This is a genomic window from Frondihabitans sp. VKM Ac-2883 (assembly GCF_015350875.1).
Lineage (GTDB): Bacteria > Actinomycetota > Actinomycetes > Actinomycetales > Microbacteriaceae > Frondihabitans.
On record NZ_JADKSF010000005.1, the window covers coordinates 141,974 to 154,239 of the forward strand.

Annotated in this window: 11 protein-coding genes and 2 tRNA genes; 8 read left to right on the top strand and 5 right to left on the bottom strand. The window is 67.0% G+C overall.

The window, feature by feature from the left end:
- Window positions 1-98: 98 nt before the first annotated feature.
- A complete protein-coding gene (locus ITJ49_RS11065; protein WP_194605168.1) occupies window positions 99-1,355 on the top strand; it encodes an acyltransferase in 1,257 nt (418 codons plus the stop codon).
- Between the two features lie 52 nt (window positions 1,356-1,407).
- On the opposite strand, the gene ITJ49_RS11070 is transcribed toward ITJ49_RS11065, so the two are convergent.
- Window positions 1,408-1,893 carry a Dps family protein gene (locus ITJ49_RS11070; RefSeq protein ID WP_194605170.1) on the bottom strand — a complete coding sequence of 162 codons (486 nt, stop codon included), beginning with the start codon at window positions 1,891-1,893 and terminating at the stop codon, window positions 1,408-1,410.
- A 193-nt stretch (window positions 1,894-2,086) separates the two neighbouring features.
- Here ITJ49_RS11070 and ITJ49_RS11075 point away from each other — a divergent pair, with 193 nt between their 5' ends.
- Window positions 2,087-3,727, top strand: a complete 1,641-nt coding sequence (locus ITJ49_RS11075; RefSeq protein ID WP_194605171.1) for a sensor histidine kinase — start codon at window positions 2,087-2,089, stop codon at window positions 3,725-3,727.
- Between the two features lie 12 nt (window positions 3,728-3,739).
- Window positions 3,740-4,402: a response regulator transcription factor gene (locus ITJ49_RS11080; RefSeq protein ID WP_194605542.1), complete on the top strand. Its 663-nt coding sequence runs from the start codon at window positions 3,740-3,742 to the stop codon at window positions 4,400-4,402.
- A 232-nt stretch (window positions 4,403-4,634) separates the two neighbouring features.
- On the opposite strand, the gene ITJ49_RS11085 is transcribed toward ITJ49_RS11080, so the two are convergent.
- Together ITJ49_RS11085 and ITJ49_RS11090 are read right to left on the bottom strand one after the other, a co-directional pair.
- Window positions 4,635-5,348 carry an SGNH/GDSL hydrolase family protein gene (locus tag ITJ49_RS11085; protein ID WP_194605174.1) on the bottom strand — a complete coding sequence of 238 codons (714 nt, stop codon included), beginning with the start codon at window positions 5,346-5,348 and terminating at the stop codon, window positions 4,635-4,637.
- A gap of 105 nt (window positions 5,349-5,453) precedes the next feature.
- A tRNA-Gly gene (locus ITJ49_RS11090) sits at window positions 5,454-5,524 on the bottom strand.
- A 158-nt stretch (window positions 5,525-5,682) separates the two neighbouring features.
- Here ITJ49_RS11090 and ITJ49_RS11095 point away from each other — a divergent pair.
- From ITJ49_RS11095 to clpX, 5 genes are all read left to right on the top strand, one after another.
- Window positions 5,683-5,755 (top strand) — tRNA-Pro (locus ITJ49_RS11095).
- Window positions 5,756-5,874: 119 nt separating this feature from the next.
- Entirely contained in the window at window positions 5,875-7,200 is a 1,326-nt protein-coding gene (gene tig, locus ITJ49_RS11100; protein WP_228514381.1) for a trigger factor, read from the top strand.
- A 226-nt stretch (window positions 7,201-7,426) separates the two neighbouring features.
- Window positions 7,427-8,014: an ATP-dependent Clp protease proteolytic subunit gene (locus tag ITJ49_RS11105; protein WP_055962771.1), complete on the top strand. Its 588-nt coding sequence runs from the start codon at window positions 7,427-7,429 to the stop codon at window positions 8,012-8,014.
- Window positions 8,015-8,042: 28 nt separating this feature from the next.
- The gene (locus ITJ49_RS11110; protein ID WP_055962768.1) at window positions 8,043-8,711 is read left to right on the top strand and encodes an ATP-dependent Clp protease proteolytic subunit; all 669 of its coding nucleotides are present in this window, start codon (window positions 8,043-8,045) and stop codon (window positions 8,709-8,711) included.
- 260 nt (window positions 8,712-8,971) lie between these two features.
- Window positions 8,972-10,249, top strand: a complete 1,278-nt coding sequence (gene clpX, locus ITJ49_RS11115) for an ATP-dependent Clp protease ATP-binding subunit ClpX (RefSeq protein ID WP_194605180.1) — start codon at window positions 8,972-8,974, stop codon at window positions 10,247-10,249.
- A gap of 76 nt (window positions 10,250-10,325) precedes the next feature.
- Here the strand turns inward: clpX and ITJ49_RS11120 are convergent, their stop codons facing one another.
- Together ITJ49_RS11120 and ITJ49_RS11125 are read right to left on the bottom strand one after the other, a co-directional pair.
- Window positions 10,326-10,985: a response regulator transcription factor gene (locus ITJ49_RS11120; protein WP_194605184.1), complete on the bottom strand. Its 660-nt coding sequence runs from the start codon at window positions 10,983-10,985 to the stop codon at window positions 10,326-10,328.
- Window positions 10,982-12,184, bottom strand: a complete 1,203-nt coding sequence (locus tag ITJ49_RS11125) for a sensor histidine kinase (RefSeq protein WP_194605187.1) — start codon at window positions 12,182-12,184, stop codon at window positions 10,982-10,984. Before ITJ49_RS11125 ends, ITJ49_RS11120 begins: the two co-directional genes overlap by 4 nt.
- Window positions 12,185-12,266 lie beyond the last annotated feature (82 nt).

Consider the following 12,266-nt stretch of genomic DNA (forward strand, 5'->3'; position numbering starts at 1 on the left):
GCGTCGGCGGGCGGTGCCGGCCACTTCCTCCCGCCGGACGAGGCTCTTGGTCCCGTGGGAGGTGGTCCGCGCTTCTCCGTTCCACCACTGTTGTAGTCATGGGCACGCATTCACCGAGACATCTGACCGGGCTGGACGGATTGCGCGGGCTGGCGGCGCTGTCGGTGCTCGCCTATCACGTGTCGAACATCTTGTTGCCCGACATCCGCCACCGCGCGCCGGAACTCGTGTTCGCTCTCCACCAGGGCCTGAACCTCTTCTTCGTCCTCTCCGGCTTCCTGCTCTTCCTCGGCTTCGCCGAGCGCCTCGTCGATGGTCGCGAGCTTCCGAGCGTCGGCCGCTACGCTGTCAACCGCGCGCTCCGTCTGTGGCCCGCGTACGCGACCGTGTTCCTCGTGACGAACTGCGTGTTCGGTCTCTCGTTCGTGGGACACGGGCGAACGGGACGAGTCGACCCCGTCTCCTTCGTCGCCGATCTGACGCTCCTGCAGACCCTGTCTCCCGAGACGATCCGGTCCGGCCTCGAGGTGGCCTGGACACTCACGGTCGAGCTCACGTTCTACGCGTGTCTGCCTCTGCTGGCCTTCGCTGCGGCGCGCCTCGGTCGACGTCTCAGCGGATGGACGCGGGCGGGCATCCCCGTCGTCGCCCTCGCGGCAATCGGTGCTGCCGGGTACATCTGGCAGACCACCACGTCGCCGCACGGCTGGTCGCACGACTGGGAATCGGTCGCGAGTCGCAGCCTGCTCGTGCACGCTCAGCTCTTCGCGCTCGGCATGACGGCGACTCTGCTCTTCGTCGCCGTTCAGCGCGCGGCGTTCTCGGGCGAGGGGCGCAGGATCCTGCGGTTGGCCGCTCTGGTGGTCGCCATCGGCGCGGCCGTCGTCTGCCTCGCCCACCGCCGCAGCGACCTGGCTGACACGCTCGCGGCGCTCAGCTTCGCCGCTCTGCTGCTCGTCGCCGTCGTCCCCGGCCGGACGGGGCGGCCCGGCCTTGTCGGGCGGATGCTCGACCTGCCGGTGCTCCGTGGTCTCGGCCTGATCTCGTTCGGCGTCTACCTCTGGCACATGCCCGTGGTGCGCGGACTCGACCGCTGGGTCCCGCGAATCGGCGGGGGCGGCTGGCCGCACTATCTCGCCGCCGTCGCGCTGGTCGGCGCCGTCAGCGTGGCACTGGCGACCATCACCTATCTCGTCGTCGAGCGGCCCGCGATGCGTCTGCGGTCGCGCTTGTCGCCTCGCGGACCTCGTTCGACTCCCGTAAGAGAGGAGGTCGCGCGAGATGCGCCGCGGGCCGCCGCTCGAGAGGCGCTGGTGGGGGCGGGTCGCTCGCAGGCGAGACCGCGCTCGACGTAACGAAGCCGTCGTTCCCGGGGGGAGCAACGGCTTCTTGGCAGAGTGCGGAGGGTTACTGGCTCACGTGCGCCGAGAGGAACCAGCGGTCTTTGTCGAGGCCGCGGGCGATCTCGATCGCGACGTCCTGCGACGAGGCGTCGATCTCGCCGAGCTCGTCGATGGCGGTCTGCACCGAGACGCGGGCCGAGTCGATCTGCGCCACGATGCCGGCGATAGTGGCGTCGATCTGCTGGAAGCCGGCCCTGAGCGGTGGGTTCGTCGTGGTGGCGGCGACGGTCTCGAGGCGGCCGTCGACGGGCAGGCCGAGAGCGACGATGCGCTCCGCGGCGAGGTCGGCGTACTCCTGCGCGTTGCCGACGACCACGTCGAGGAGTTCGTGCACGGCGATGAAGCTGATGCCGCGAACGTGCCAGTGGGCCTGCTTGCCGTTGACGGCCAGGGCGGTGAGGTTCGTGACGATCGGGCTGAGGAACTGGGCGGTGGCGGCTGCGACGTCGGGATCGACGGAGCTCTGCGTGACGGTGGTGACTTCGGACATGGAGTGTCTCCTCTGCGGGTGAAGGCCTTGGGGCCTCTCGGTTTCCCCAACGCTAGAGGTCGCGCGAAATTCCGACAAGCAAGCAGAGGCTCGGCTTAGTGAGGCTTGCCTTGCCGGGACCGGGGGTAAACCCCCGAGAGGCTCGGTCGCTGGCACCATTGGGGCAGCCTCCGGATCGCACCAGGCTGGAGTCATGATCACCGAGACGAGCCCGATGCCACCGACCACAGCCCCCGCCGCCGAACCACCGCGGCGCGCCCTGTACTGGCGGCTGTGGGCGGCCTTCCCCCGAGATATCGGCTATCTCGCGCTGACCGGGGTGCTCGTCGTCGTGGCATTCGCGGCCTATGGCATCGTCGGCCAGATCCTGGTCGGCACCGGCAACGGCCTCTTCGCCTTCGTGGCGTTCTTCGTCCTCCTGCTCGCGGGCCTGTACTTCGGTCGCCTGTTCGGGGCAATCGAGCTCGTTCGGCTGTCGTGGGCGCGCCACCCGGCTCCTCGACCGGTCGCCTGGCGAACGCTGACCTTGACCGGGCGGTTCAAGCGCCTCGTCGAGGTGGCTGCCGATCCGCACTACTGGCTGTACTTCGCGTTCACGACGATCGTGTTCCCCTGGCTGGGTGCCCTCGTTGTCGCCGTGACGGTCGGGATGTTGCTGATCGTCGTCGGTGGGATCGTCGGAGGAAGCATCGTCCTCGTCGTTTCCGGAGAGGGGGGCTTCTCCGGAATCAACGGCGGCTGGGTGAGCTCTGCACTCCTCGACCACGCGCCCGCGGCGGCCGTCGTCGCCTTTGTCGTGGCGCTCGGAGCCCTGGCCCTCCTGCCGTTCGTCACCCGCGGCATGGTGCTTGTCCAGGGCGCCGTCGCCACCTGGATGCTCGGCGGCTTCCGGTCCGAGCAGCTCAAGGCCGAGGTCGCGGGCCTTGAGGTCTCACGGAGTGCGGCCGTCTCGGCCGAGGGCACGGCCCTGCGGAGGCTCGAACGCGACATCCACGACGGGCCGCAGCAGCGCCTGATCCGGCTGCAGATGGATCTCTCCGCCGCCTCCCGCGTCGTCGACACCGACGGCACTCGGGCTCGGCTCCTGATCGACGATGCGAGCGCCCAGGCCCGCGAGGCCCTCGAAGAGCTCCGTGCCCTCTCGCGTGGTTTCGCTCCACCCCTGCTGCTCGACCGCGGGCTCGCTGCCGCTCTCGACGCAGTAGTCGACCGATCGACGGTGCCGACCCGCTTCACCGACGAGCTGCCCGACGGCATCGAGATCCCGGTCGAGATCGAGCGGAATGCGTACTTCATCGCGGCCGAGCTGCTCGCCAACATCGGCAAGCACTCGCGGGCCGACCGGGCCGAGCTGATCCTGTCAGCGCCGACCCTCGCCGGTGCGACCGAGCTCCGCGTGATCGTGACGGACGACGGTGCCGGCGGTGCGACTGTCCGGCCGGGTCACGGGCTCGCCGGCATCGAAGAGCGACTCGTCGGGCTCGGTGGTCGTCTCGAGCTCCGGAGCCCCGAGGGCGGACCCACACACGCGAGCGTCAGGATCCCGATGGCGCCGGCAGTGCCCGAGGCCGAGGCCGACGCACCTGTCGTCGACCCCGACCGGCCTCGCGTCGGCCCCGACCAGCCTGCCGTCGACCCCGACCAGCCTCACGTCGATTCCGACCAGTCTGCCGTCGACCCAGATGCCACGGCCGAACTGGACCACCTTTTCGGCGAGACACCGCCCGACCAGGCGCACACGCGGCCGTACCCCACCGAGGAGCTGCCGAGGGTCGGTGACGAGCCGTCGGATCCTTCGGTTCGGCTGTCCAAGCCTGCCGAACGCGACTCGTAGGCTGGGGGAGTGATCACCGGATCCAAGACATCTCGCCGCCGGGTCGTCGTGGCCGACGACTCCGTGCTGCTGCGGGAGGGGCTCGTGCGCCTGCTCGACGAGCTGGGTACGGAGGTGGTCGGTTCGTACGGCGATGCCGAGGCGCTGCTCGCCGATCTCGATCGTGCGCGCCCGGATCTGGCGGTTCTCGACGTGCGCATGCCGCCCACCCATCGCGACGAGGGCGTGCGTGCGGCGATCGAGCTGCGGCGGCGCACCCCGTCGACGGGCATCCTGCTGCTGTCGCAGTACGTCGAGGTGGCGTACGCCCGCGAACTTCTAAGCGCAGGATCCGACGGGGTCGGCTACCTCCTGAAAGACCGGGTGACCTCGATCGACGAGCTGGGGTCGGCGCTCGATCGGATCTCAGACGGCGCGACTGTGCTCGACCCCGAAGTGGTCGGAGCGCTGCTCGGTCGGCGCAGCGATCCTCTCGCGGCTCTAACGCCGCGCGAGCGGGAGGTGCTGGCGCTGATGGCCGAGGGCCGCACCAACTCGGCCATCTCGGCGGCGCTGTTCATCGGCACGGGTGCCGTGGAGAAGAACGTGACCGCGATCTTCCAGAAGCTCGGCCTCGACGACTCGGGCACGGATCACCGGCGAGTGCTGGCTGTGCTGGCGTTCCTTCAGAGCTAGCTCGCGCCACGTGCGCGGGTTCGCGATCTCGGCTCGTGACCTCGCGTGAATCGGCCAACCTCGCGCGCCGCGGCGCTGGTACCTCGGCCGATTCGCGTCACGCCGCGAGCTCCCCCTTACGGAAACCCGCCGTCGCGATCCGACGCGGTTCGGCCAAACTGACTCGGCGCGCCGCGTCGCAAAGGCCGATCCGAGTCGCTTTGCGATGCCCCGACTCAGACGGCTCGGGCGCTCAGCCGACCTTCGGGGTCGCCATGACGCGCACGATCGCATCGCGGTAGGCGAGGCCGACGAGTCGGTATCCGGCCGTGGTCGGGTGAGTGCCGTCGAGCGAGGTGCCCGGTGCGTAGACGTCGCCGTCGCGCGCGAAACCCCACGGGTCGACGAAGTCGTAGCCGCCGGCCAGGGCGTAGGCGTGGAGACGCTTCTCATACAGGGCGGCCTGGCGAGGGTGGCGATTATTGGGCGGAATCGCCCCGATGATCACGTGCTTCGGGTGCAGGGTCGCGATGACCTTCTCGTAGCTCGCCCGCGAGTCGGCGAACGAGATCTTGTGACGCACGTCGTTGGTGCCGGCCATCAGCACGAGCACATCGACCTTGGCAATGGGCTTCACCGCCGCGGCCATCTGCTGGATCGTGGTGCCGCCGACGGCCCAGCCGCCCACGTAGTCGACCCCGTTGCCCTTGGCGTAGGTGATCCAGGTGTTGGGGGTGAGGCCCTCCGACAAGCTGCGGCCTCCGCCGGCGGTCAGAGAGTCGCCGACGATCGCGACGCGCACGCCGGGAGTCGAGCCCTCGGGCACGGGGGCACCGGTCGCCATCGGTGCGACGGTCGAAAAGCCGCCGGCGTTCGGCTCGGAATGGGGGAGCGTGGCACAGCCCGCGAGCACGACGATCGTCGCAGTCAGAAGACCGCCGACAAGGATCCGATTCAGCGCGCGCACCAGAATATTATGGCGGTCCTTTCGAGGCCCTCGCGACGCCTGACAGGGGGGTCACAGCGACGCGGAAGAGGCGAGTGAGGACACCGCCGGGTGGCCTATCTACGGAGGGGATGACGGGAATCGAACCCGCATCATCAGTTTGGAAGACTGAGGCTTTACCACTAAGCTACATCCCCGCAAAAACAGGCCGTTGACCTGTCGTGCGTGGTCAAGCATAGGGCATTCTTCGACCCGCTCAGTTTCAGTGCCTGGCAACGGGCTAGACTTCACGAGGTTCTTTTCGCCCCGACCTCAACGGGGACCACAGGGAAGGCCCAAAGCGATACAGGAATACCGGGGCGTAGCGTAGTGGCTAGCGCGTCCGTTTTGGGGGCGGAAGATCGCAGGTTCGAGTCCTGTCGCCCCGACGCAGTAGCAAGAACGTGCAGTAGCAAGATCCACGCACTAGACAAGCTCGTCAGAAGCGCGGCGTCACATGCGCGCCGCCAGAAGCACCGCAGAACACCGACACAGGAGAAGTACGACATTGGTCAAGACCACGGTTGAGCAGCTCAGCCCCACCCGCGTCAAGCTCAACATCGCGGTGAGCCCCGACGACCTCAAGCCCGGAATCACCCACGCTTACGGCCACATCGCCGAGAGTGTCTCCATTCCCGGCTTCCGCAAGGGCAAGGTTCCGCCGCCCATCATCGACCAGCGCGTCGGCCGTGAAGAGGTTCTGAACCACGCCGTCAACGAGAGCATGGACACCTTCTACCGTGCCGCGGTCGAAGAGAGCTCGATCCGCCCTCTCGGTCGCCCCGAGGCCGACGTCGTCGGATGGCCCAGCACCAAAGACTTCTCGGGTGACCTCCTCCTCGCTATCGAGGTCGACGTCCGCCCTGAGTTCGAGCTGCCCGCCTACGAGGGCCTCGAGCTGACCGTCGACTCGGTCGAGATCAGCGACGACGAGGTCGACGAAGAGCTCGCTAACCTCCGCACGCGCTTCGGCACCCTCATCACCGTCGACCGTCCCGCCGCCAAGGGCGACTTCGGTCAGATCGACCTGATCGCGACCATCGACGGCGTCGAGGTCGACAACGCCAAGGGCATCTCGTACGAGATCGGCTCCGGCGACCTCATCGAGGGCATCGACGAGGCGCTCGACTCGCTGACCGCGGGCGAGACCACCACCTTCGAGTCGAAGCTGCTCGGCGGCGACCGCGAGGGCGAGACCGCTCTCATCGAGGTCACGCTGACCGCCGTCAAGGAGCGCGAGCTCCCCGAGGCCGACGACGACTTCGCCCAGATCGCCAGCCAGTTCGACACCATCGATGAGCTCAAGGGTGACCTCAAAGAGCAGCTCGGCCGCTCCAAGGCGGTCGGCCAGGGCGGACAGGCTCGCGACCAGCTCGTCGAGAAGCTGCTCGAGCTCGTCGAGATCCCCGTGCCCGAGAAGCTCGTCGAAGACGAGGTGCACCGTCACCTCGAGCAGGAGAACCGCCTCGAAGACGACGAGCACCGCGCCGAGGTCAAGGATTCCTCCGAGACCGCCTTCCGCAACCAGATTCTCCTCGACGCCATCGCCGAGAAAGAAGAGGTCAAGGTCGAGCAAGACGAGCTGACCCAGTACCTCATCCAGGGTGCTGCGCAGTACGGCATGGAGCCCGGCGAGTTCATCAAGGTGCTCGACGAGAACGGCCAGATCCCGGCCATGGTCGGCGAGGTCGCTCGGTCCAAGGCTCTCGCCGTGGTCCTCTCCAAGGCCACCGTGAAAGACGACAAGGGCGCCGACGTCGACCTGTCGGCATTCACCGCCGCCTCCGGTGTCGGAAGCGACGCGGGCGACCACGAGGGTCACGACCACGCGTAGTCGCTAGAGAAGTTCCCGAAGAGGGCAGGATCCCGAGGATTCTGCCCTCTTTCTGTGTCTCCCGGCCGCGCGGATTTCCGTCGCAGTGCCGGGCGACCGAGCGTGTCGAGGTCCGGCACCGCGACGGGAATCCGCGCAATAGATACAGCCGTGGGCGAACACCCCGGAAACCGCGCGTTACACCCCCTAAGTTCGTATGCAAGCGACAACTGAATGGGAGCACCACATGGCCGACGTAACACTGCCCAACAGTGTTTTTGACCGACTTCTCAAAGACCGCATCATCTGGCTCGGCTCGGAGGTGCGTGACGACAACGCCAACGAGATCGCTGCCAAGCTTCTCCTGCTCGCGGCCGAAGACAGCGAAAAAGACATCTACCTGTACATCAACTCGCCCGGCGGGTCGATCACTGCCGGCATGGCGATCTACGACGCCATGGAGTTCGTGCCGAACGACATCGTCACCGTCGGCATCGGCATGGCCGCGTCGATGGGGCAGCTGCTGCTCACGGCCGGCACCAAGGGCAAGCGCTACATCACGCCCAACGCCCGCGTGCTCCTCCACCAGCCGCACGGCGGTTTCGGCGGTACGTCGTCCGACATCCAGACGCAGGCTCAGCTCATCCTCTCGATGAAGCAGCGCCTCGCCGAGATTACGGCCGCCCAGACCGGCAAGACGGTCGAGCAGGTCAACGAAGACGGCGACCGCGACCGCTGGTTCACCGCGCAGGAGGCCCTTGAGTACGGCTTCGTCGACCACATCCGTTCCTCGGCCTCCGACGTCATCGGCGGCGCCGGAACCGATCAGGAATAACTCCCCCTCACACCAGTAAGGAACAGACATGGAACTGCCAATGATGGGTGGAGCGGGCCGGTTCGAGCGCGCTGAGACCCCGAGCTCGCGCTACGTCCTGCCCAGCTTCGAGGAGCGCACGGCCTACGGCTACAAGCGTCAAGACCCCTACGCCAAGCTCTTCGAAGACCGAATCGTCTTTCTCGGCGTGCAGGTCGACGACGCGTCGGCCGACGACGTCATGGCTCAGTTGCTCGTGCTCGAGTCGATGGACCCCGATCGCGACATCACGCTGTACATCAACTCGCCCGGTGGCTCGTTCACGGCCATGACGGCCATCTACGACACGATGCAGTACATCCGCCCTGACATCCAGACGGTCTGCCTCGGTCAGGCTGCTTCGGCGGCGGCCGTGCTGCTCGCCGCTGGCACCCCCGGCAAGCGTCTCGCCCTGCCGAACGCCCGCGTCCTCATCCACCAGCCCGCCACGGGCGGTTCGGGTGGCGGCCAGGCGTCCGACATCGAGATCCAGGCGGCTGAGGTGCTCCGTATGCGCACCTGGCTCGAAGAGACGCTGTCGAAGCACTCCAACAAGACGCCCGAGCAGGTTAACCGCGACATCGAGCGCGACAACATCCTCGGCGCGCCCGAGGCCCTTGAGTACGGTCTGATCGACCAGGTGCTCACCTCGCGCAAGAACCTCGCGCTCACCAAGTAGCGCGGGCCGACATCACCTCCGGAGGCCCCGGGCCCGAGCGGCCCGGGGCCTTCGCTGTACCGGCAGGGAGCGAGCGGCGAAGCGCAGGATCCTGGTCCAAGCGTTTACGACCCCGGTGCCGAATCAGAGATGGTCGCCCGCTCCGGCGATTCCGGCGTCGTGGTCACGCGGGTGTCGGGGGTTCGGGTTAGGCTCGTTCAACGAAGACCGTCAGGTCACTCGAGGCCTTTATGGCCACAGAAGTGTTAGGGAGGCCGAGCATGGCACGCATTGGTGAAAGTGCCGACCTGCTCAAGTGCTCGTTCTGCGGCAAGAGCCAGAAGCAGGTTCAGCAGCTCATCGCGGGCCCCGGGGTCTACATCTGCGACGAATGCGTCGAGCTGTGCAACGAGATCATCGAGGAGCGCCTCGCCGAAGCGGGCGAAGAGCCCTCGAGCGAGTTCGACCTGCCGAAGCCCCGCGAGATCTACGACTTCCTCGAAGAGTATGTGATTGGGCAGACGCCGGCCAAGCGGGCTCTCTCGGTCGCCGTCTACAACCACTACAAGCGCATCCGGTCGATGAACACGCTCACGTCGGCCGACTCCCTGGGCGACGACATCGAGATCGCCAAATCGAACATTCTGCTGATCGGCCCGACCGGTTGCGGCAAGACCTATCTGGCTCAGACCCTGGCAAAACGACTCAACGTTCCGTTCGCTGTCGCCGATGCCACGGCCCTCACCGAGGCGGGTTACGTCGGTGAAGACGTCGAGAACATCCTGCTCAAGCTGATCCAGGCCGCCGACTACGACGTCAAGCGGGCCGAGACCGGCATCATCTACATCGACGAGGTCGACAAGATCGCCCGCAAGGCCGAAAACCCTTCGATCACGCGCGATGTCTCGGGGGAGGGCGTGCAGCAGGCGCTGCTCAAGATCCTCGAGGGCACGGTCGCGTCGGTGCCGCCCCAGGGTGGGCGTAAGCATCCCCACCAGGAGTTCATTCAGATCGACACGACGAACGTCCTCTTCATCGTCGCCGGCGCCTTCGCCGGTCTCGAAGAGATCATCTCGTCGCGCGCCGGCAAACGCGGCATCGGCTTCGGCGCCCCTCTGTATGAGAAGGGCAACGACGTCAACCTCTTCAGCGAGGTGCTCCCCGAAGACCTGCACAAGTTCGGCCTGATCCCCGAGTTCATCGGTCGCCTTCCTGTAGTCACGACGGTGTCGCAGCTCGACCAGGAAGCTCTGATGGAGATCCTGACCAAGCCGAAGAACGCACTCGTTCGCCAGTACCAGCGCATGTTCGAGATCGACGGCGTCGAGCTCGACTTCGAGCAGGAGGCGCTCGAGGCGATCGCCGACCTCGCGGTGCTGCGGCAGACGGGTGCCCGAGGTCTTCGCGCGATCATGGAGGAGGTACTCGGGCCGATCATGTTCGACGTGCCCTCCGACGACAACGTGGGCGGCGTCGTCGTCACCAGGGCCTCCGTGCTCGAGAACGCTGCGCCGACCATCGTTCCGCGGGTTGTCGAGCGCGCCGAGAAGAGCGCCTAGCCCGCTGAGAGAGCTCTCCGAGACGGCAGCCGCGAGAGCATCTCCTGCTGACGATCAGCCCCGGTGTTTCCGCCTGTCACGACAGAATTCCGGCGCGGTGCGCGGCGATAGCCAGTTGCGTGCGATTCTGCAGGCCCAGCTTCTCGAGGAGGCGTGAGACGTACGTCTTGGCCGAGGCGGGGCTGATACCCAGGTGGGTGGCGATGCCGGTGTTCGACATGCCGAGCCCTACGGCGTAGGCCAGTTCGCGTTCTCGCTCCGTGAGGTCTCCAAGGTCGTCATCCCCGCGAGCACTGTGAGCGCTCGTCGAATGGTCCGGCCGAACCGCGTGGCGGATGACGGTCGCGGCGACGCTCGGCGCGAGCGCCCCGCGGCCGTGTGCGATGTCGCGGACTGCGGCGGGGAGTTTGTCCGGTCGGAAGTTCTTGAGGAGGAAACCTGCCGCTCCGGCTGCGAGAGCCGTGAGAACCGTGTCGTCGGCACTGAACGCCGTGAGAATGAGGACTGCCGGCGGGTTGGCCCGTTCACGAAGTCTCTTCGTGACCTCGATCCCATCCATTCCCGGCATGCGGAGATCGACGACGACGACGTCGACTCCGAGCTGTGCACTCACGGCGAGTCCGCGTTCACCGCTGTCGACGTCACCGACCACCACGACATCGGGAACCGTGTCGAGGATGAGGCGAAGGCTGCTCCTGATGTCGGCGTCGTCATCGACGAGCAGGACGCGTATCACAGGGGGACCTCGAGCGACACCGCATAGCCGCCCTCTTCCGTCGGACCCGACGTCAGGAGACCGTGATGCTCGGTGGCTCGCTCGCGGAGGCGGCTGAGCCCGTGGCCGCCCGAGGGCAAGAGGATGGGCTGAGGACGGTGGACCGGTTCGTTCTCGATTCGGAGGACGAGCCGGTCGCGGAAGACCTCGGCGAGGATGCTCACGTCCGCCCCGCCGGAGTACTTGGCCGCGTTGTGCAGCGTCTCTCCGATGACCGCATCGACGAGTCGGACGAGGGGCTCGGCGAGTCGGCCGACGTCGTCGAGGCCATGGACGTCGACGCGCGTGCCGTCTCGGCGGGATTGCTCGATAGCGTCGTGTGCGGTCGGAGAGTCGGCGGGCGAGAGGGCGACCTCGGCAGGTGTCGTGCGCAGCAGTCCGACGACGTAATGAAGGTCTTCGACGGTGCTTGCCCCGGTGTCGGCAATTCGGGAGGCGAGATCTTTGGCCTGCGCGTCGTAGGTCGTGGCCGAGATGGCGGTGGCATGAAGCACCATGCGGCTGACCCTCTGGCCGAGAAGATCGTGCATCTCCTGGCTGAGGCGGAGCCGGTCGGTCGCGATGATCGTGCGCGCTCGGTCTTCGGCTGCCGCCGCGTCCGCGCGAAGGCGAGCCTCCCGGGTTGTCGCCAGTCGAATCGAGGTGAGGATGATCCCTCCCACGAGGGCCGGTGAGACGACGGCGAACAGAGGGGTGGTCTCGGGCGGCAGGCTCGTGTGGCCGGCGCGGTAGGCGCAGGGATCGGGGACCAGGCCGAGAGGGTGGACCACCGCCAGCAGGACGAGGAGGGGGAGCCACGCACGTGGCTGCCACCGACCGAGCAGGTAGGCGACGGCGATGACGAACACGCACGACTCGGTCAGTGACCAACAAGCGAGGGCGCAGAGGACTGTCACCACGGGCACTCGTCGCGCAAGATACAGCGACGTGCCGGTGGCCGCGAACGTCAGCACCTGCAGGAGGTCGGGTGCTTCACCGGCGGCGAGAGCGTCGTACCACACGCCGTACGCGGTGAGGAGGAGCGGGAGCACGAAGAGGAACGCCCGATGTGCCGACACCGCCCACGACGGGGGATCGGCGAGGACCTGATCGAGACGGGATGGTCGCAACCCCGCGTCTGCGGGTGCGAGCAAAGGGAGGGGGGCGGAGTGGGAAGGCACGGATTGTCCTCTTTTGGAGACGTCACAAAATATGAATTCCAATTTAACATTTTGGTAAGAACTTGAACAGCCCAAGGTGAAC

Coding starts and splice junctions, on each gene's coding strand:
- ITJ49_RS11070 (WP_194605170.1), bottom strand. CDS start 1,893: ATGTCCGAAGTCACCACCGTCACGCAGAGCTCCGTCGATCCCGACGTC.
- clpX (WP_194605180.1), top strand. CDS start 8,972: ATGGCACGCATTGGTGAAAGTGCCGACCTGCTCAAGTGCTCGTTCTGC.
- ITJ49_RS11075 (WP_194605171.1), top strand. CDS start 2,087: ATGATCACCGAGACGAGCCCGATGCCACCGACCACAGCCCCCGCCGCC.
- ITJ49_RS11110 (WP_055962768.1), top strand. CDS start 8,043: ATGGAACTGCCAATGATGGGTGGAGCGGGCCGGTTCGAGCGCGCTGAG.
- ITJ49_RS11105 (WP_055962771.1), top strand. CDS start 7,427: ATGGCCGACGTAACACTGCCCAACAGTGTTTTTGACCGACTTCTCAAA.
- ITJ49_RS11065 (WP_194605168.1), top strand. CDS start 99: ATGGGCACGCATTCACCGAGACATCTGACCGGGCTGGACGGATTGCGC.